The 17,352-nt window shown below is 62.1% G+C and carries 23 protein-coding genes and 1 pseudogene; 22 read left to right on the top strand and 2 right to left on the bottom strand.

All coding sequences use genetic code 11. The annotated features are described in order from the left end of the window. From ACZM96_RS04190 to ACZM96_RS04090, 21 genes and pseudogenes are all read left to right on the top strand, one after another. A pseudogene (locus ACZM96_RS04190) lies at positions 1 to 362 on the top strand (type III secretion system protein); the annotation flags it as partial. A 28-nt stretch (positions 363 to 390) separates the two neighbouring features. Continuing rightward, positions 391 to 1,269, top strand: coding sequence for a type III secretion system translocon subunit SctB (sctB, locus tag ACZM96_RS04185; protein WP_489487565.1), 879 nt, complete (start codon positions 391 to 393; stop codon positions 1,267 to 1,269). A 137-nt stretch (positions 1,270 to 1,406) separates the two neighbouring features. Beyond that, positions 1,407 to 1,883, top strand: coding sequence for a type III secretion system chaperone family protein (locus ACZM96_RS04180; RefSeq protein ID WP_489487563.1), 477 nt, complete (start codon positions 1,407 to 1,409; stop codon positions 1,881 to 1,883). A gap of 2 nt (positions 1,884 to 1,885) precedes the next feature. Further along, on the top strand, positions 1,886 to 3,685 hold the full coding sequence (gene sctC, locus ACZM96_RS04175; protein WP_489487562.1) for a type III secretion system outer membrane ring subunit SctC: 1,800 nt from the start codon (positions 1,886 to 1,888) through the stop codon (positions 3,683 to 3,685). Next, the gene (sctD, locus tag ACZM96_RS04170) at positions 3,686 to 5,182 is read left to right on the top strand and encodes a type III secretion system inner membrane ring subunit SctD (protein WP_489487560.1); all 1,497 of its coding nucleotides are present in this window, start codon (positions 3,686 to 3,688) and stop codon (positions 5,180 to 5,182) included. Continuing rightward, a complete protein-coding gene (locus ACZM96_RS04165) occupies positions 5,175 to 5,381 on the top strand; it encodes a hypothetical protein (protein ID WP_489487558.1) in 207 nt (68 codons plus the stop codon). Before sctD ends, ACZM96_RS04165 begins: the two co-directional genes overlap by 8 nt. A 15-nt stretch (positions 5,382 to 5,396) precedes the next feature. After that, the gene (locus tag ACZM96_RS04160) at positions 5,397 to 5,642 is read left to right on the top strand and encodes an EscF/YscF/HrpA family type III secretion system needle major subunit (protein ID WP_489487557.1); all 246 of its coding nucleotides are present in this window, start codon (positions 5,397 to 5,399) and stop codon (positions 5,640 to 5,642) included. Between the two features lie 175 nt (positions 5,643 to 5,817). Next, positions 5,818 to 6,189, top strand: a complete 372-nt coding sequence (locus ACZM96_RS04155; protein ID WP_489487555.1) for a tetratricopeptide repeat protein — start codon at positions 5,818 to 5,820, stop codon at positions 6,187 to 6,189. Between the two features lie 25 nt (positions 6,190 to 6,214). After that, complete coding sequence (locus ACZM96_RS04150; RefSeq protein WP_489487554.1) at positions 6,215 to 6,643, top strand: hypothetical protein; 429 nt, start codon at positions 6,215 to 6,217, stop codon at positions 6,641 to 6,643. 12 nt (positions 6,644 to 6,655) lie between these two features. Next, positions 6,656 to 7,417, top strand: coding sequence for a type III secretion system inner membrane ring lipoprotein SctJ (sctJ, locus tag ACZM96_RS04145; protein WP_489487553.1), 762 nt, complete (start codon positions 6,656 to 6,658; stop codon positions 7,415 to 7,417). A gap of 3 nt (positions 7,418 to 7,420) precedes the next feature. After that, a complete protein-coding gene (locus tag ACZM96_RS04140) occupies positions 7,421 to 8,089 on the top strand; it encodes a hypothetical protein (protein WP_489487552.1) in 669 nt (222 codons plus the stop codon). Continuing rightward, positions 8,077 to 8,685, top strand: a complete 609-nt coding sequence (locus tag ACZM96_RS04135; protein ID WP_489487550.1) for an HrpE/YscL family type III secretion apparatus protein — start codon at positions 8,077 to 8,079, stop codon at positions 8,683 to 8,685. Before ACZM96_RS04140 ends, ACZM96_RS04135 begins: the two co-directional genes overlap by 13 nt. A 15-nt stretch (positions 8,686 to 8,700) precedes the next feature. Next, entirely contained in the window at positions 8,701 to 10,017 is a 1,317-nt protein-coding gene (gene sctN, locus ACZM96_RS04130) for a type III secretion system ATPase SctN (RefSeq protein ID WP_294486021.1), read from the top strand. Positions 10,018 to 10,019: 2 nt separating this feature from the next. Continuing rightward, entirely contained in the window at positions 10,020 to 10,514 is a 495-nt protein-coding gene (locus ACZM96_RS04125) for a type III secretion protein (RefSeq protein ID WP_489487548.1), read from the top strand. A 20-nt stretch (positions 10,515 to 10,534) separates the two neighbouring features. Then, complete coding sequence (locus tag ACZM96_RS04120; protein ID WP_489487546.1) at positions 10,535 to 11,179, top strand: type III secretion HpaP family protein; 645 nt, start codon at positions 10,535 to 10,537, stop codon at positions 11,177 to 11,179. Between the two features lie 103 nt (positions 11,180 to 11,282). After that, positions 11,283 to 12,326 carry a type III secretion system cytoplasmic ring protein SctQ gene (gene sctQ / locus ACZM96_RS04115; protein ID WP_489487545.1) on the top strand — a complete coding sequence of 348 codons (1,044 nt, stop codon included), beginning with the start codon at positions 11,283 to 11,285 and terminating at the stop codon, positions 12,324 to 12,326. A 19-nt stretch (positions 12,327 to 12,345) separates the two neighbouring features. Beyond that, positions 12,346 to 12,996 carry a type III secretion system export apparatus subunit SctR gene (gene sctR, locus ACZM96_RS04110; RefSeq protein ID WP_346666482.1) on the top strand — a complete coding sequence of 217 codons (651 nt, stop codon included), beginning with the start codon at positions 12,346 to 12,348 and terminating at the stop codon, positions 12,994 to 12,996. 16 nt (positions 12,997 to 13,012) lie between these two features. Next, positions 13,013 to 13,348, top strand: a complete 336-nt coding sequence (locus tag ACZM96_RS04105) for an STAS domain-containing protein (RefSeq protein WP_294486011.1) — start codon at positions 13,013 to 13,015, stop codon at positions 13,346 to 13,348. A gap of 105 nt (positions 13,349 to 13,453) precedes the next feature. After that, positions 13,454 to 13,879, top strand: a complete 426-nt coding sequence (locus ACZM96_RS04100) for an ATP-binding protein (RefSeq protein WP_294486008.1) — start codon at positions 13,454 to 13,456, stop codon at positions 13,877 to 13,879. A gap of 3 nt (positions 13,880 to 13,882) precedes the next feature. After that, entirely contained in the window at positions 13,883 to 14,587 is a 705-nt protein-coding gene (locus tag ACZM96_RS04095; RefSeq protein ID WP_489487542.1) for a lytic transglycosylase domain-containing protein, read from the top strand. Positions 14,588 to 14,653: 66 nt separating this feature from the next. Beyond that, complete coding sequence (locus tag ACZM96_RS04090) at positions 14,654 to 15,496, top strand: hypothetical protein (protein WP_489487540.1); 843 nt, start codon at positions 14,654 to 14,656, stop codon at positions 15,494 to 15,496. Positions 15,497 to 15,684: 188 nt separating this feature from the next. Here the strand turns inward: ACZM96_RS04090 and ACZM96_RS04085 are convergent, their stop codons facing one another. After that, positions 15,685 to 16,044 (bottom strand): hypothetical protein, encoded by a 360-nt coding sequence (locus ACZM96_RS04085; RefSeq protein WP_489487539.1) that lies wholly within the window; start codon positions 16,042 to 16,044, stop codon positions 15,685 to 15,687. 1 nt (position 16,045) lies between these two features. Next, positions 16,046 to 16,600: a hypothetical protein gene (locus tag ACZM96_RS04080; RefSeq protein ID WP_489487537.1), complete on the bottom strand. Its 555-nt coding sequence runs from the start codon at positions 16,598 to 16,600 to the stop codon at positions 16,046 to 16,048. A gap of 238 nt (positions 16,601 to 16,838) precedes the next feature. Here ACZM96_RS04080 and ACZM96_RS04075 point away from each other — a divergent pair. Further along, positions 16,839 to 17,352: GDSL-type esterase/lipase family protein (locus ACZM96_RS04075; protein ID WP_489487536.1), on the top strand; the 514-nt coding region annotated here is incomplete at its 3' end.

Raw genomic sequence — 17,352 nt, 5'->3', positions numbered from 1 at the left:
GCTTTGCCTCCAGCGCCGGAAGCCTGGCCAGCGTCGGCAGTCAGGCCGCGCAGAAGGCCGCGCAGATCACGTCTCTGGCCTCCAAGATCACCAACATCGCCTCCGGCGTCACCAACACCGCCACGGGCGCAGCCACCATCGCCGGAGCCGTCATCGACTACAAGATCTCCAGCAGCCAGGCGGACAGCAAGGAGCTTGAAGCCATTCTGGAACGTCTGCGCGAGGCCATACAGATGGACAGAGATCTCGTGGAAGCGGAAATGACCCGGGCCAACGACCTCATGACTCAGGTCAAGGAAATCGTCGGGGAATGCGCGGAAACGCAGAGCGCCATTCTGGGCGCCTCCCCCACCATGGCCTGATCGGAAACGAGCGAAGAAGGAGTTCTCCATGGCCACCATCAACAGTGTCAACGATCTCGTAGGGTTCGATCAGTATCTCTACGACTACATGAAGACGTCCTACATCAAGTCCACCGGCAAGACAGAAAGCGACTTTGAAGCGCTGGTTCTCTCCGTTTCGGACAACGGCAAGCTCTCCTTCATGGACGTCGTGGACGAAATACGCGACCTTCTGCCCAAGCCTACAGGAACCCTCAATGTTTCCTCTCTGGGGGCCGTGCCTTCCTTCGGCAGCAGCTATCTGGCCCTGATTACCGAGCTCTCCTCGGAACAGCGCCGTCAGAATGCCGAAATGCGCGCCATGCAGACGGAGGAAATGGCTTCCAAGATTGAGGACCAGGCCGATACCATCCGCAAAAAGGCCATAGTGCAGCTTGTCACCGGCGTCGTGACCGGCGCGCTGAGCATCGCGCAGGGCCTGGCCTCCGTTTCCATGACGGCCAAGGGCATCAGTGCCAACGAACAGACCGCCAAGAACGCGTACAATTCTTCCATGGAATCCTCCACGGGAGGCGGCACAAAGCCCATCACCGGCGAGCAGGCCATGAACGAAGCGCTGGACAAGGCAAACAATGCCTCCACGCTGGCCAGACAGCAGGCCGACATGGTGCTCAACTCCAGAGTGCAGGCCTTCAACTCCGGCATGGGCGGCGCCAACAGCATTCTCGGCAGCATCGGTCAGTGCGTGAGCACCATGTACGACGCCGAGCTCAAGGAACTTGAAGGCGACGTGGAGCGCATCCGCGCCCAGCAGCAGAATCTGGAAAGCCTGGATGAAGCTCTGAAGGCCCTCATTCAGAAGTCCCTCAGCTCGCAGGACGCCATTCAGCAGAACATCAATCAGACCAGAACCAAAATTCTTGGCTGATCCCTTCGTTCGGAGGGAGTTTTCTCTCTCCGGACAAAGGGGAACTTTCAGGCTGAAAAAGCGCCCGGCGCAACGCACAGGACATTTGACAGACCTCTGCAAAAGTCACTAAAGTGGAAAAAATTCAGGAGCTCGTCATGACATCGTCTCTTCAGCAGACCGTCGACATCATCACCCGGGCTGCAGGATGGAACAACGCCTCTCCCGACGGCGACGGCGTCTTCCGTTTTTCGCTGGAAGGCGGTCTGGATTTTGAACTGTTCTCCCCGGACAGCTCGACCGGCATTCTGCTGGCAAAGCTCGGAGCCGCCCCTTCCGGAGACGACGCTCAGTCCGAGAGCGAGATTCAGCGTCTGGCGGCGCTGGCGGCGGGCTCCCTGAAAAAACGCCGTTCCGTGTTCGGCATCGGGGAAAGCGGGCTTGAGCTCCACCGCTCCTTCCGCCTCGCCACAGCGACCGAAACTGCGCTCGTTGCCGAAGTCCGGGATTTTCTCAACGATCTTGCCTGGTGGAAACGGCAGATTTCCGGTTCCGCCGATTCTGCCGGCGCCCGGCCGTCTCCGTTCAGCTTCTCGTTCGACGCCTGGCCTACCGCCGATTCCTTCCAAGGATGACTATGAGGATCTCCGCTTCCCGGCTTTTCCCGTCCAGCACGCTCAAGCGGGCGCTCGTCGCCTGTCTGTGCCTTCTTGTTTTCTGTGCCCAGGCCTCGGCCGCAGGGCCTTTCCGCCGCAATTTCTCCTACTATGCCGATCGACAGGAACTGGGAACGGTGCTCATGAACTTTGCGCAGGCCGAAGGCTATACCGCCTCCATTTCCCCGGCGGTCAAGGGCAAGGTCAGCGGCAGATTTCAGGACGTTCCGCCCCTCACCTTTCTCGACGGCATGCGCAGCGCCTTCGACGTGTGCTGGTACACCCTCGGCAAAACGCTGCATTTCTACAACGCCTCGGAAACAAAACGCATCTTCATTTCTCCGCGCACCGGCACGGCGCAGCAGCTCTACAGCGCGCTCCGAAACTCATCCGTGTTCTCTCCGCAGCTTCCGCCCTCGCTGGGCGCTGCCGGAGACGTCATTTCCGTATCCGGTCCGCAGGCCTATCTGGATCAGATCCGCAGCGCCGTGGCCGCCTATGAAGCCTCGCAGACGGAACAGATCGTCATGCGGGTCTTTCCGCTCAAGCACGCCTGGGCCGAAGACATGACCGTAAGCAGCATGGACAAAACCGTGACCGTGCCCGGCATCGCCTCCATTCTGCGCGCCATGGTCATGGGCACCACCGTTTCCGGCACCAAGGTGACGCAGGAGAGGGCCACCGTGGAAAAGCTGGGCGGCAAGGGACTGGCCGCGCTCGGCGCCGACAACACCCCCGAACCGCAGGCTCCGGCCTCGCCCACGCCGGTCAGTTCCGGCAGCATCAGCATCATGGCCGATCCGCGCGTCAACGCCGTGCTCGTGAGCGACGCCGCCTACCGCATGCCCTACTACGCCCAGGTCATCAAGGATCTGGACAAGCCCGTGGAGCTGGTGGAAATCCACGCCGCCATCGTGGACATCGACACCGACTTCAAGCGCGACCTCGGCATTTCCTTCCAGGGCGCGGGGTACAACAACAACGGCTGGAGCGGCGGAGGCACCATTTCCGGCAACACCTCCGGCGGTACGGGCATGCCTTCGCCCGGCGTGGTGGACAGCGCCGGCATGACGCTCTCCACCATCTATACCCACGGCAGCGACTTTTTCCTTGCGCGCATTCAGGCGCTGGAAGAAAACAACGAAGCCCGCGTGCTCGGCCGCCCCTCCGTGCTCACGGTGGACAACATTCAGGCCACGCTGGAAAACACCACCACCTACTATGTGGAAGTGCAGGGCTATCAGGCCGTGGATCTCTACAAGGTGGAAGCCGGCACCGTGCTGCGCGTGACGCCCCACATCATCAGGGAAAACGGCGAAACCTCCATCAAGCTGGCCGTCAGCGTGCAGGACGATCAGGACAACAGCACGAGCACCGTTTCAACCACGGGCGTGCCGCCCATCAAGCAGACCAAGATCAACACGCAGGCCATCGTCAACGCGGGGCAGAGCCTGCTCATCGGCGGCTACTACTACGAGCAGAAGGAGTCCGGCGAAAGCGGCGTTCCCCTGCTCATGCACATTCCCGTGCTGGGCAACCTGTTCAAGGCCAAATCCAAGCAGAGCAAGCGCATGGAGCGCCTCATTCTCATCACGCCCCGCATCGTGCAGCTGAACGAAACCAACGTGCCCGTGCAGGCGGAGGATCCTTCCTTCCATCGCGACGCCACCCAGGCCGACTACGCTCCCCGCGAGCCTGTTCAGCCCCGGGGCGCGGGCTGCTCCCGTGCCTCCAGCACGCCTAAAGTCTCCACGATTTCCGGCGCGGAAAGGACGCTCTAAATGAACGGCGTCACCCTTCGCGTGTTTTCCGGCATTCACCTCGGCGCGGAAATAGAACTGGAAGACGGCGCGTACGTCATGGGCTCCGACGATTCCTGCGATCTCATTTTCGGGGACTCCTCCCTGGTGGCCCGTCACGCCGTGCTGCGCGTCTCCTCTTCGGAAAAGGGGCCGCAGGTAACCGTGGAACCTCTGGACGGCCCCGTAATGCTGAACGGCGAAGCGCTGCAGCAGGAACAGCCGGTTTTGCCGCGGCGGCCCTTCAGTCTCGGCCAGGTGCTCTTTGCCTGGACGGAAACCGCCTCCGCCGGAAACGCCGCCTGGCAGGAAGTGGAAGACATCATTGCACGCGCCCGCAAGCCCGCCGAAGCCCCGGCTCCGGACAACGCCCGAGCTGCGGCAACAACGTCGGCAGCCGCCGCTCCCGATGCCAACAATGCTGGCATACCCGACGAAGCAGTGCCGCTCTCCATGGAGGAAGCCTCGCCTGCGGAAGGAGACTCCGAGCCGCCGCGCAGATCCGGCCGTTTTCTGCGGAAGGCGGGCGTCGCCCTTGCCGTGGTGCTGCTGGGCCTGCTTTCCCTGACCTGGAAGGGGTCGGACGGCGGACTTTCGCCGGAAGAGCGCGTGCGCGCCCTGCTCGACGAGGCGGGCTACCACAACCTGACCGTGGTCGGCACGGAAAACGGCGTCACCGTGACGGGGCGCATCGCTTCCGACAGGGAACGCGGCAGGCTGCTCAGGCTGGCACAGTTTTTGCAATTTCCCGTGTATCTGGACGTCACGGTTCGTTCCGACGCCGCGGACGCCGTCAGGGCCTCCTTCAACACGCTCGGGCTGTATCCCGACGTGACGGAGCTGCCGCCTTCCGCGCATCCGGGGCTGCTCGTCAAGGGCTACATCAAAAACGGCGTGCTGGAGGAACAGGCGCTCTCGGAGGCCGTGCGCAACGTGCCCGACCTGCAGACGTCGCCGTCCACGGGCAAGCCGAAACTGGCCCTGTTCCGCGACATCCGCCACGAGACGGACGTGCAGATTCTTCTCGCTCCCGCGCTGATTTCGGCCGGGCTTGAAACGGTGAAGACGGAGTATCTTCCGGGGCGCATCGTGCTGCACGGCGCATTCACGCCGCAGACGAGGTCCTCACTGGAAAAGACGGTCGCCGCCGTGCAGGAACGTCTCGGCGTTCCGGTGCGCTTCGACATCGTCAACGATTCCGAAACGCTGCAACCGGCAAAGAGCGACAACATCTATGCAAGGGAAGAGCCGCGGCGCTCCGCTCCCGCCGCGCCCGAGCAGCGCGAAGCGACGGGCTTCAGCGTAACTTCGGTGTCAATGGGCGCTTTGAAGTTCATCACGCTGGCCGGAGGCGAACGGGTGTTTGAAGGCGGCGATCTGCCCGGCGGATACCGGCTGGAAAGCATTTCCGTGGATGCGCTCACCCTGAGCAGGAACAATCAAACCATCACCTATCCATTGCGAGGTTCCCATGAGTGAATTCGTCTCCGTTCTCGACATTATGGAGAACGCCCCCTACGGAGCGCAGACCGCCGTGCGCGATGAAGTGGCCGCCATGGACGCCGATCTCAGGCGCGCCATGGACAAGGGCCTCACGCCGGAGGACATGAAGACGGCGCAGGCGGCCCGTTCGGCCGTGCATGCCGCCGCCGACATTCTCGACAAGATTTTTGCATGATTTCAGGAGGACACTATGGATTCCATCAGCGGATTCAACATTTCCCAGATGTTTGAAAACACCCTTCAGGGCATCAGCACCAAGGGTTCCGACCTCAACGCGAAGATGGAAACCCTGGGCGAGGGCTCCGAGCTGAGCAACGAGCAGATGATTTCCCTTCAGTTTGAAATCGGTCAGTACAACGCCATGATGGAGGCTCTCTCCACCGTGACCAAGAGCATGACCGACATGATGAAGAGTCTCGCCCAGCGCTCCAGCTGAGGCCGTTGTTTTCCGCGCCGATCTCAGGAACGAGAGTTCCGGGACCGCCCCGTTTTTTCTGCGCCGCCTTCGCACGCGAAGGAGACGCCCCGCCGCTTTTTCCGCAGGCCGCGCGCATGCGCCGCCTCCCCGGAACAGGCGGCACGCCGTGAACCGTCAATCGCATGGAGTCGTCATGCTTACCGATTCCCAGATAACCCGCCTGCTCGACATTGCCAACGCCGGCTGCCACAAAGGTCTGGTGCTTCAGGCCCGCGCCATCTATGACGGCGTTCTCGCCGTCCGTCCCGGTCATGTTCCGGCGCTCATCGGACAGGCGCTCAGCCATATCGTCATCGGAGAATACGATGAGGCCGAAAAGCTGCTTTGCGACGGCATTCTCTCCGAACACCCCGACGACGCCGACGCCAAGGCCATGCTCGGCCTGTGCCTCTGCCTCGCCGACAAAAAGGAAGAAGCCAGGGCCGTGCTCAGTCCTCTGGTCGAAAACGGTGGACAAAACGCCGAGCTGGCCCGCTCGCTTCTGGAAAACATGGACGCCGCCTGACGCGCCCTTTTTCTAAGGACAGCTCATGGACGCCGTTTCCGTCGCCTCTTCCAGCCGTCTGCTGGAAGCGCTTGAGCGCATGGGAGTCTCTCAGGGGGAGGGACTGGTCAGTTCCGGTCCGTCTCCCGTGCCGGACTCTCTGGCCCGGGCCTTTGAAAGGCTCATGGACCAGCCAAACGCGTCCGCCGAAAACCCGCTGCGGTCCGGACAGGCCGCCGAAACACAGGCGGCGTCCCTGCCCCGGGAGGAAAATTCCCTCCATATCGACGCCGTAAGCGACGTTTCCGGGAAAACAGCCGCAGCCGCTCCCGCCGAAACGCCGCTGCCGAGTCCCACGGAACTCTACCGTCTGCAGTTTCAGGTGGCCATGCTCCGCCACGAGCTCGACACCGGATCCCAGGTCGCCCAAAAGACCTCGCAGGGCCTCGATTCTCTGCTGCGCAACCAGTCCTGACAAGGAAATGCCATGTCGTTCTTCCGTTCTCATTGTTGTTCCGCCCTCCGCCGGGCCCTCTGCCTTGTCTGCGTTCTGGCCGTCCTTCTGCTTGCGGGATGCAAAACCGAAATCTACCAGGGACTGAGCGAGAATCAGGCCAACACCATGCTTTCCGTGCTGCTGCGACACGGCATTTCCGCGGAAAAGGTGGCCGCCAAAAGCGATTTCAGCATTGCCGTGGAAGAAAAGCAGATCGTGCAGGCGCTGGAAATTCTGCGGGAAAACAGCCTTCCCCGCGAGGACTTCCAGAGTCTGGGACAGGTCTTTTCCGCCCAGGGCATGATTTCCTCCACCACCGAGGAACAGGCCAGACTGGCCTACGCGCTCTCCCAGGAGCTCGCCGACACCTTCTCCCGCATCGACGGCGTGCTCACCGCAAGAGTTCACGTGGTGCTCGGTCAGACCGACCTCGGCACCGGCAACGTCACGCCGCCGAGCGCCGCCGTGTTTCTGCGGCACACGCCGGAGTCCCAGGCCACGAGACTTATTCCCTACATCCGGGAGCTGGCCGCCAACGCCGTTCCCGGCCTCATGCAGGACAAGGTTTCCGTCATGCTGGTTCCCGTGCGGGAAACCGTGAGCGTGCCCATGCCCGATCAAAATGCCGCCGAAACCGACAATCGCAAGTTCTATATCGCCGCCGGAGTTGCCGGACTGCTGGCGCTCGCCTGCATCGGTCTGGCGGGCGCGGCCATCATGTACGCGCGCCGAAACAAAAACAGGGAACAGTAATCCATGGATTACCGGTTTCTCGCTGAAATCATTGAACGAAAGCCGCAGCTTTTCAAGGCCGTGCTCTCGTTCAACAAGCCTTTTTCCTCGGCTCTTCCGCCGGAGCTTGCCGAACTCGGCAAGCCCTGGACCGGGCTCTGGAACCGCCCCGAATTTCGCCGCGCCTGGCCTCTGCCCGATCAGCCTGCGCAGGGCTACTGGAATTTTTACGAGGAATCCCGCAGAATGGCGCTGCTTAGCGCCGACACCGTGGAGCGGCTCTGTCTCTTTTTCAGCGCCGCCGTGCATGCCGAGGAACTTTCGCAGGTCATCGCCAGGGCGCAGGTGCTGGAACTGCGCCGCCGTCTCGGCGCGGACGTTGTGACCTACGCGCTGAAAAGAGGCCGCTATCAGGTTTCCGGGCTGCGCGCTCCGCTTCTTGTTCCGGCCTCGTTCGGCGCTCTGGCCGAAAGAATCGACCTGCTGGCCCGCGCCTTGCCCGCGCTTGTCGGCGAAGGCTGGCCGGAAGAGCTGCGTGCCCTGGCTCCGCCCTGCTTCTCCGCTCCAAAAGACCAAAACGACGCGGCCTTTGTTCCGTCGCTTCGCCGGGAACAGCGCACGGCGCTGTGGTTCACCATGAAAAAACTTCTTCTCAGGGAGGTCGCGCCGCAATGGGCTCCATGTTTCGATTAGGCGAAGACTCCGTGCGCCCCACCGCGGGCTCGAAAATCATCAAGGCGGAGGAATACGGCCTTTTTCTTGAGGCCGACGCCCTGCTTGCCGCCGCCCGGGAAAAGTCCGCCATCATGCAAAAAAAGGCCGAAGAGGCCTATGAACAGAAAAAGCAAGAGGGATACCGCGACGGCATAGAAGAAGGAAAAATGGAACACGCGGAAAAAATGATGGAAACCATCCTGAGTTCCGTGGAGTTCATTGAAGGCATCGAAGACACGCTGGTCAGCGTGGTCAATCAGGCCATCCGCAAGATCATCGGCGAAATGGACGACAAGGAACGCATCGTGCGCATCGTGCGCAACGCCCTGAACACGGTGCGCGGCCAGCAGCGGGTGACCGTGCGCGTGGCTCCCGCCGACGAGGAAGCCGTGACGCAGGCCCTGGCCGCCATGACCGCAGGTTCCTCCGGCACGGCCTTTCTCACCATTGTGGCCGACGCCCGTCTTCCCCGCGATTCCTGCATTCTGGAAAGCGAGCTCGGCGTGGTGGACGCCAGCCTTGAAACCCAGCTGAAGGCCCTCGAAAACGCCTTTCACAGCAAGATACGTCAGTAACGCCGCGGAGTGACCATGGCCTTTGAATACATCGGAGCGCTTCTCGAAGAAGCGGTGCAGACAACCACCCCCGTGGACGTGCGCGGCCGCGTGGAACAGGTGATAGGCACCATCATCCGGGCCGTCGTGCCCGGGGTGAAGGTGGGAGAGCTGTGCATTCTCCGCAATCCGTGGGAAGATTTCACGCTCAAGGCCGAAGTGGTGGGCTTCGTGCGCAACGTGGCGCTGCTCTCGCCGCTGGGAAGCTGTCAGGGCGTGTCTCCGGCCACCGAAGTCATTCCCACGGGAGAAATTCTTTCCGTGCCCGTGGGCGAGGAGCTGCTCGGCCGCGTGCTGGACGGCCTCGGTCAGCCCATCGACGGCGGTCCGGCGCTCAAGACGCGGCATCACTATCCCGTGTTCGCCGAAGCGCCGAACCCCATGACCAGAAAAATCATCAGCCGCCCCCTCACGCTCGGTCTGCGCGCCATCGACGGCATGCTCACCTGCGGCGAAGGGCAGCGCATGGGCATTTTTGCCGCCGCCGGCGGCGGCAAGTCCACGCTGCTTTCCAGCATCATCAAGGGCTGTTCCGCCGAAGTGTGCGTGCTGGCCCTCATCGGCGAACGCGGCCGAGAAGTGCGCGAATTCATTGAAAACGATCTCGGCGAAGAAGGACGCAAGAAAGCCGTGCTCGTGGTTTCCACCTCCGACCGCTCCTCCATGGAGCGACTCAAAGCCGCCTACACGTCCACGGCCATTGCCGAATATTTCCGCGATCAGGGCAAAAGCGTGCTGCTCATGATGGACTCGGTCACCCGTTTCGGACGCGCCCAGCGTGAAATCGGTCTGGCCGCGGGCGAACCGCCCACCAGACGCGGCTTTCCGCCCTCGGTGTTTTCCGAGCTGCCCAAGCTCATGGAACGCGCGGGCAATTCCGACAAGGGCTCCATCACGGCGCTCTACACCGTGCTCGTGGAAGGCGACGACATGACCGAACCCATTGCCGACGAAACGCGCTCCATTCTCGACGGTCACATCATTCTTTCGCGCAAGCTCGCCTCGCGCAACCACTACCCGGCCATCGACGTGCTGGCCAGCGTAAGCCGCGTGATGAACTCCATCGTGAGCAAGGAGCACAAGAAGGCGGCCCAGCGCCTACGTCAGATACTGGCAAAATTTGCAGAAGTGGAACTTCTGGTGCAGATTGGAGAATACAAGAAGGGCGCGGACAAGGAGGCCGACGACGCGCTGGCCCACATCGACAAGGTGAACGCCTTTCTCAAGCAGGGCCTTGGTGAAAAAAGCACCTTCGAGCAGACGCTGGAAGGACTGTTCGAGGCCGTGCGCTGACCGTGGAACCGTATCCTCTTGAAGCCCTGCTCACCGTTCGCGAATACCGCGAGGAAGGCGCCAAACGCCAGGTGCGGAATGCGGAAGAGAAGCTGCGTGAGGCCGAGCAGGCCGTGGAAACCAGAAAAAAGGAGCTGGAAGACTACCGCGCGTGGCGTAAGGAAGAAGAGGACCGCCGCTATGCGTCCATCATGAACAAGGCCCTGAGCCTCGAAGACCTGGATGCGTTCAAGGCGGGGCTCGCGCTTCTGGCCGTGGAGGAAGACGCGCGCAGGCAGGCCGTATCCGACGCCGAAAAGAGCGCTGCGCAGCGCCGCGACGAGCTGACCCGCGCCCGGGAAGCCGTCAAAACCGCCAGCAAAAACACCTCCAAAATTCAGGCCCACAAGGACATCTGGAAAGAGGAAACCAAAAAGGAAGCGGAACATCAGGAAGATCTCGAACTTGAGGAATTCCGTCCCATTTCCAGAAAAGGCGCCGAAGGCGAAGACGCCTGAGCCTTCCCAAGGAGTACAGCATGAGCAACCTTCATGTGCGATTTTCCGAACCTTCATCCGCGCAGGGAAGCGCCCGCGCCGACCGCAGCGATCAGACTCCCCTGCCCTGCGACAAGGAAAGTTCCGATCTCTTTCTGAGAAAGCTGGAAGAAAGGAACTCCGGAAGGCACGATCTTGAAAGCGGCGAGTCCAGACACGGCGACCAAAGCGCCCCCGAAAGCGACGCCTCGCCCCTCGGCGGCATGACCAGTCCGCTGGAAAGCCTTTTTTCCGGCCGCATGGAACAGGTGCAGAGCGCCTCGCCCGCCCCTGCCCCGGCCGAGGCCGATGGAGCCGAGCTTGCGCAGCTTGTGGAGCGCATTCTTGTTTCCACGCCGGAAAACGGCGGCCACGAGGTGCGGCTTTCCCTGGGAAGTCACACGCTTCCCGGCACGGAAATCATTCTTCAGCGCGACGCGGGCGGCCTGCTCTCCGTCACGCTCTCCAGCACCGACGCCTCGGCGTTCCAAACGCTCGTCGCCTCTCAGGGCACGCTGAAGACCATGCTGGAAAACATGGAGAACAACGAAGTGCGCGTCACCGTGACAAGAGAGGCGGACAGAGAGGACAACGACGCCAACCGCCGCTCGCGCGGCTACATGGAAACGACGTTCGGCGACGACTGATCGCCGTGCGCGGCGGGCCCTCAGCGCGGCAGGGCAAACCGGCCTTTCGCCGGAGCACTCCGCAACGTTCAACACACAACGCTTTTGAAACCGGAATACTGCCATGGCGGAACCAGCCTATCTTCCTTCCTTCAAACTTCCCTTCCTCGCCCGCGAGAAGGCGCTGCTGCAAAACGCTCTCATTCTCCGCCCCGGCCCCTGGCGCGCGCCGTTCGGCTCCGGCGACATCGTCGTCGAGCCTCTGCCGGAATCGCCGTCGTTCCCTGCCGCCTGCACCCTCTCCGTCGATATCGACGGCGACGCCTGGCTGCTCGAAGCAAACGACACCTCCGCGCTGCTGCGTCACGACGTTTTCGCCTCGGAAGGCAACGCCTCCGCCTTCGACGAGCGCACTTTGCCGGAGGAAGTGCGCCGGGCGCTGCTCGAATCGCTGCTGCATCCGCTGTTCTCGGCCCTGCGCGGCGCGCTGAACAGACCGCTCTCCGTGCAGGACGCCGCCTTTCTTCCTCCGAGCGAATCTCCGGCCTTCTCCATCGGGCTCAGGGCTTCTCTCTCCGCGTGCAACGGGCTGCCAGCCCAGACGCTGTTTCTGCGCCTCTCTCCCCTGCGCGCCGAAGAAGCCGGCCGCCTCTCGGCGCTGCTCCGCACCCTTCCCGTGCGCGAGAGCGGCCCCCTGCGCGACATCCTGCCGACCGTTCCTCTTGAAGTCGCCCTGGAATCGGGCTATCTTCTGCTGAAACCGGATGAGGTCGCCGCGCTGGCCCCGGAAGACGTACTGCTGCCCGAAGCCTGGACGGCCCCGGACACGCTGACCCTGAGGCTCCGGCGCGGGCACGGCGCAAGCCTGACGGCCGCGTGTTCCGTCGAAAACGGTCAGGCCATTCTTTCCACACCCTTATCCGAAGAACCGGAACCGTCCATGGACAACACCGAGCTGAAAGACATCGACATCCGTCTCACCTTTGAACTGGAACGCCGCCTCATCACCGTGGGCGATCTGGAAGCGCTGGCTCCCGGCTACGCCTTCGCGCTGGAAAGCGATCCCTCTTCGCCCGTCACCATCCGGGCAAACGGCAAGGCCGTCGCCCGCGGACGACTGGTCGATATGAACGGCACGCTGGGCGTGCAGATCACTGAAACGCTGTAAGGCCGCCCGGACGCGTTCCATGCCCGACATCAATCCGCTGTATCTCATGGCCGGTCTGTCCCTGCTCGGACTGGCCCCCTTCTTCCTCATGATGGTGACCTCCTACGTCAAAATCGTGGTGGTCACCTCGCTCGTGCGCAACGCTCTCGGCGTGCAGCAGGTGCCGCCGACCATGGTCATGAACGGGCTCGCCATCATTCTCAGCGTGTTCATCATGGCTCCCGTGGCCATGGACACCGCCGACATCGTCAAAAACATCACGCTGCCGCCTCAGCCCGGCTTTGCGGACGTGCTGAGCGTGGCCGAACAGGCCTCTCCGCCGCTCAAGCGCTTTCTTGCCGCCAATTCCGACGAAAAGGTCACCAACATGTTCATGGGCACGGCCAAGCGCATCTGGCCCGCAGAGCGCCACAACCTGATAAGCAAGGACAACCTGCTCATCATGATTCCGGCCTTCACCATTTCCGAACTCACCAAGGCCTTTCAGATAGGCTTTGTTCTCTATCTGGCCTTCGTGGCCATCGACCTCATCATCTCAAACATCCTGCTGGCCATGGGCATGATGATGGTTTCGCCCACCACCATTTCCCTGCCCTTCAAGCTGCTGCTCTTCGTCACGCTTGACGGCTGGCTGAAAATCAGTCAGGGCCTGCTGCTCAGCTATCAGTAATCAACGGAGGTTTCCCGTGCAGATCAATACCACCATTCAGGACGGCGTGTCCGTCACCAAGATTTCCGGCCGCATGGACGCCACCACCGTGACGGAATTCAACGAGGAATGCCAGAAGCTCTTGAAGTCCGGCTCCGGGCGCATCATCATTGATCTCGAGGGGCTGGAATACATCAGCTCCGCAGGGCTCCGCGGCATACTCACCATGGGCAAGGCCTGCAAGAGCGCGGGAACGGCGCTGGCCTTCTGCTCCATGCAGAACATGGTGGCGGACATGTTCAAGCTTTCCGGCTTCACTTCCATTCTCAAGGTGTATCCTACCCTCGACGAAGCCCTGGCCGGCATGCGCTGAGTCTTTATTTTCGTTCTCAACATTGCGCACAGAACGCCTCGTCGCCGCATGTGCGGCGCGCCGCGTTCTGCAAGCCCAGCCATCATCCATGCCGCAGGAGGCCTCATGCCACAGCTTCATGTTCCTGCACGATTGGAACAGCTTGCCGCCGTCAACAGCTTTCTTTCCGAAAACATTCCTCCCCGCTTTCTTCCCGCCCTTCTCAACGTGGAACTCGTGACGGAAGAGCTGCTGGTCAACGTGTTCAGCTACGCCTACCCTGAGGGAACCACCGGGAACGCGGAAATCGCCCTGCGCGAGGTGTTTTTCGACGGAGAGGACATGCTCTGCTTTTCCGTCAGAGACTGGGGATCGCCCTTCAATCCCTTTGCCGAAGCGCCCTCGCCCGACATCTCGCTGGACGCGGAAAGCCGTCCCATCGGCGGCCTCGGCATCTACCTCATCCGCAATGTGACCACGCATCAGGCATACTCCCGGGAAGACGGCGCCAACCGCATCGACGTCTATTTCTCCCTGCCCGAACAGGATTGACCCGTGCCGACGAACGATTGCTCCGGACGTGAAACACGGCTGCGCGCCGTGCTGGCAGGCGCGCTCTGGACGCTTGTCGCCGCCCTGCCCTGTCCGGCGCAGGCCGGCCGCATTCTTTCGGAAGAGGTCAGCGTAACGGAAACCAGCGCACTGGAACGAAAGACGGAGCACGAATTTCTCATCAACAGCATGGATGTGACCAGTCTTTCGCCTTCGGCCCGGCTGCTCGCCATGCCGAGGCCTATGATCTCGCCGGAACTGGCCGACGCGCTCAAAAGCGGCAGGGTGTACACGGCTCCGGAAGAATGGAAACGCATCATCCGCAAGGCCGCCCGGGCCTACGCGCTGCCCGAGGCACTCATTGCCGCGGTCATCCGCACGGAATCCGCATTTCAGGCGCACGCGGTGTCCCCCAAGGGAGCGCGGGGAGCCATGCAGATCATGCCCGAAACGCAGAAGGAACTGGGGCTCGAAAATCCCTATGATCCCGAAGCCAACGTCATGGCCGGAAGCGCCTATCTGCGCCGTCAGCTCGACAGGTTCGGCTCACTGGAGCTGGCCCTTGCCGCCTACAACGCAGGCCCGGCCAACGTGGAGAAGTACGGCGGCGTTCCGCCGTTCCCCGAAACCCGGGAATATCTCCGTCAGGTGGCGGCGCATCGGGAAGAAGCCGCCGACCGAAACGCCGAAAACAAAAAACTTCCCTGACGCCAGGGGAGAGACGCTCTCGACCGCCCCATCAAAAAGCAAGCAAAAACGCCGGATCTGCCCATCATGAACAGGATTTTCATTACTCTCGTCGGAGCAAGCGTCGCCGCCCTTGTCCTTGCCGTAGCCTGCGGCTCCTGGCTGTTCTTTCAATCCTGGGAAGAGGGAAAAAGGCTGGAACGCCAGAATCGCGAGCTGCGTGCCTCCCTGGAGGCCTCGCGCATCCGTCTGGAAAATTTCTGTGACTATCCCGCCGAAGCCCTGTGCGACGTCGATGCGCCGAAAGGCAGCGTCAGCGGAGCCATGAACGGGCTGACCGCCTCCTCTCTGCCGGAACCTGCGCGAAAGGCAGCGGAAGATAAGAAAAACGCCGGAGAGTCGCCGAAGTCATCGACGTTGACGCCGTCTGCGCCCGGAAATCAGACGCCATCCTCCGCCAAAGCCGCAGAAGCGCAGGATAATGCGCCCAAGCCCGCAGGGCCGAAAGAGACTTCGACCGCGGCCGCCGATCAGACGCCCGCCGCCCCGGCAAACGCCGCTCCCCAGGCAAAGAGCGCCCCGGGCAACGCTGCCGCCGACGCGCCCCGCAGCGCCGCAGCTCCGGCGCGGGCGAAAAAAACCTGGACTTCCATGGATCTGAAAAAAGACTCCATGCAGCTCGACATCGCGGGGGAAGGTTCTTCCCTCACGGCGGAAGGAGAGCTTCTTTCCGATCCGCTGCGCTATGAAGTCACGATGCAGGGCCTGTGGAACGTCTCCAACCGGCATCCGCAGACAGCGCTCATCGAAGACATGCAGTCGGACGTGCGCGACGGCAACACCGTGCTCACCTTTCCCCTGAGCGAAAAGCCCAGAGAATGCGCCGTCACCCAGAAAGACGGACGAACCATCTCCATCGTCATCCGATAGCTTCGGCATGCATCGCCCGGGCGCAAAAGCCGCCCGGAGTCTGTCCGAAAGAGCTCCCGCCGCGCGCCTGAACGTCTGCTCCGAAGCAAGCGCCGCAGCTCAACAACATGTCCGTTCCAGAGGTTCAGCGTCTTCGCTGAGCGCAGAATGCCGCGTGCGCTGAAAACTCTCTGCGCTGCGTCCGGCAATCAGTCGCCGAGCAGCTTTCGCAGCATGCCCGCAAACGGCCTTGCCATGGCGGGAAGCGCAAACGTTCTTCCCAGCACGAAATCCCGGAGCAGCGCGTCCACGCTTTCCCGATCCGCAGATATCTCCGTGGGACGTATCCATGCGCCCTGCTCGTCCACCTCGGCCCGGCTGAGCACAATGCACACCTCTTCCTCAAAGCCCAGAGGCCGAACCAGCGCCGTCACGCCGCCGGCCGCGCAGCCGAGATCCAGCACGTCCACATAGCGCCCCGCCTGACGGCGCAGCGCACCCATTACGGCATCGCTTTTCAGAAGCTTGTCCACTCCGGCGCGCAACAACATGGAAGGAGAGATCGCCATATCAGTTCTTCTTTCCGGCCAGCACAATGGCCTCGCCAAGAATGAACAGCACCTGCGCCGTGGCCTGGAGAAAAAGCATGGCCTCCTCGGGCTGACGATTCTTGACCGTTCCGCTCCAGGTGGCAAGCGCCATGATGCTCCAGTTGCCCTTGATGCACGCCGCCAGTCTGTCTCCCGCAGGCGTTCCGCCCGGCATGCCGGCAAGCTCCAGCGCCGTATCGTCAAGAAATTTCATGCCGCGCTCGCGGGAAAGCAGCGCAAAAAGATTGCTCTTCAGCAGCTCTTCCCCTACCGCTTCCCACAAATTGGCGGCCGCAGCCCCGGCAAAGCAGCAGGAGCCGAGCACGGCCAGCGGCTCCACATGGTCGTACAGCGAGTGATATTCCCGGATGCAGTGCTCAAAAAACGTGCGCACCAGCCCCGTGAGCTCCGGAATGCTGCGCACGGCATCCTTCAGAAATCCGGCCTTCACGGCTTCCGACGCCAGCAGGTTCTGAAGTCCGCTTCTGTACTCCGCAAGCTCTTTCAGCAAATCCTTGTTCTTATCGCCTTCCATGGCTGCCTCCTGCCTCTTTTCTGTCTTCTTTCGGGAAAAGGAACGTAGCAGCAAGGCAGGCCCTTTTCAAGTCCGTTCGTTTTCCGGCAGAAACTGCCTCAACGAGGCCGGGCCGCGCTTCTTGGCAGCGCCCGGGGAACATGCTAGTTAAACCGCTTGCAGCATGCGCGGCCTGCGCTTCGGACGCAGGGCCGCTTTGCACTGCAGACGCACGTTCCCAACCATAAAGGATGTTCTCATGAAGATCTTTCATTTCTTCGGCGATTCCGTCACGCTCGGCGTGAACGACGCCCCTGCGGGCGGGTGGGTGGCCCGTCTGGCCAAAAAGGCCGCCGAGGCAGGACTCTGCCTTCCGCCCGACACCTTCTACAATATGGGCGTTCGCAAGAACTCCAGCCGCATGATTCTCGATCGCTGGGAAGCCGAATTCAAGGCAAGAGTCATCGACGGCGTGCCTTCCTGCCTGCTGTTCTGCTTCGGCACCGTGGACATGGCCGCTCCCAAGGGTTCTCCCAATGTTCCGGTGGGCGAATCCTCCGCCAACGCCCGCGAAATTCTTCTGAAGGCCAAAACGTACGGCTGCACGGCTTTCGTCAGCGCGCCCCCCGTGGCGGACGAAGAACACTGCCAGCGCCTCGACGCTCTGTGCACGGCCTACACCTCCATCTGCCGCGCCATCGACGTGCCCTTCGTGGACATCTTCCACCCACTCCTGAAGATGGACTACGTGAAGGACCTCTCCGACGGCGTGC

This window comes from Mailhella sp. (assembly GCF_057866825.1).
Note: the sequence above shows the minus strand (reverse complement) of the source record. Positions and strands in the feature narration are given on the sequence as shown.

Coding starts and splice junctions, on each gene's coding strand:
- ACZM96_RS04160 (WP_489487557.1), top strand. CDS start 5,397: ATGGATTCCATCAGCGGATTCAACATTTCCCAGATGTTTGAAAACACC.
- ACZM96_RS04150 (WP_489487554.1), top strand. CDS start 6,215: ATGGACGCCGTTTCCGTCGCCTCTTCCAGCCGTCTGCTGGAAGCGCTT.
- ACZM96_RS04140 (WP_489487552.1), top strand. CDS start 7,421: ATGGATTACCGGTTTCTCGCTGAAATCATTGAACGAAAGCCGCAGCTT.
- sctC (WP_489487562.1), top strand. CDS start 1,886: ATGAGGATCTCCGCTTCCCGGCTTTTCCCGTCCAGCACGCTCAAGCGG.
- sctJ (WP_489487553.1), top strand. CDS start 6,656: ATGTCGTTCTTCCGTTCTCATTGTTGTTCCGCCCTCCGCCGGGCCCTC.
- sctN (WP_294486021.1), top strand. CDS start 8,701: ATGGCCTTTGAATACATCGGAGCGCTTCTCGAAGAAGCGGTGCAGACA.
- ACZM96_RS04080 (WP_489487537.1), bottom strand. CDS start 16,600: ATGGAAGGCGATAAGAACAAGGATTTGCTGAAAGAGCTTGCGGAGTAC.
- ACZM96_RS04180 (WP_489487563.1), top strand. CDS start 1,407: ATGACATCGTCTCTTCAGCAGACCGTCGACATCATCACCCGGGCTGCA.
- sctB (WP_489487565.1), top strand. CDS start 391: ATGGCCACCATCAACAGTGTCAACGATCTCGTAGGGTTCGATCAGTAT.
- sctD (WP_489487560.1), top strand. CDS start 3,686: ATGAACGGCGTCACCCTTCGCGTGTTTTCCGGCATTCACCTCGGCGCG.
- ACZM96_RS04090 (WP_489487540.1), top strand. CDS start 14,654: ATGAACAGGATTTTCATTACTCTCGTCGGAGCAAGCGTCGCCGCCCTT.
- sctR (WP_346666482.1), top strand. CDS start 12,346: ATGCCCGACATCAATCCGCTGTATCTCATGGCCGGTCTGTCCCTGCTC.
- ACZM96_RS04135 (WP_489487550.1), top strand. CDS start 8,077: ATGTTTCGATTAGGCGAAGACTCCGTGCGCCCCACCGCGGGCTCGAAA.
- ACZM96_RS04085 (WP_489487539.1), bottom strand. CDS start 16,044: ATGGCGATCTCTCCTTCCATGTTGTTGCGCGCCGGAGTGGACAAGCTT.
- ACZM96_RS04155 (WP_489487555.1), top strand. CDS start 5,818: ATGCTTACCGATTCCCAGATAACCCGCCTGCTCGACATTGCCAACGCC.
- ACZM96_RS04165 (WP_489487558.1), top strand. CDS start 5,175: ATGAGTGAATTCGTCTCCGTTCTCGACATTATGGAGAACGCCCCCTAC.
- ACZM96_RS04120 (WP_489487546.1), top strand. CDS start 10,535: ATGAGCAACCTTCATGTGCGATTTTCCGAACCTTCATCCGCGCAGGGA.
- sctQ (WP_489487545.1), top strand. CDS start 11,283: ATGGCGGAACCAGCCTATCTTCCTTCCTTCAAACTTCCCTTCCTCGCC.
- ACZM96_RS04100 (WP_294486008.1), top strand. CDS start 13,454: ATGCCACAGCTTCATGTTCCTGCACGATTGGAACAGCTTGCCGCCGTC.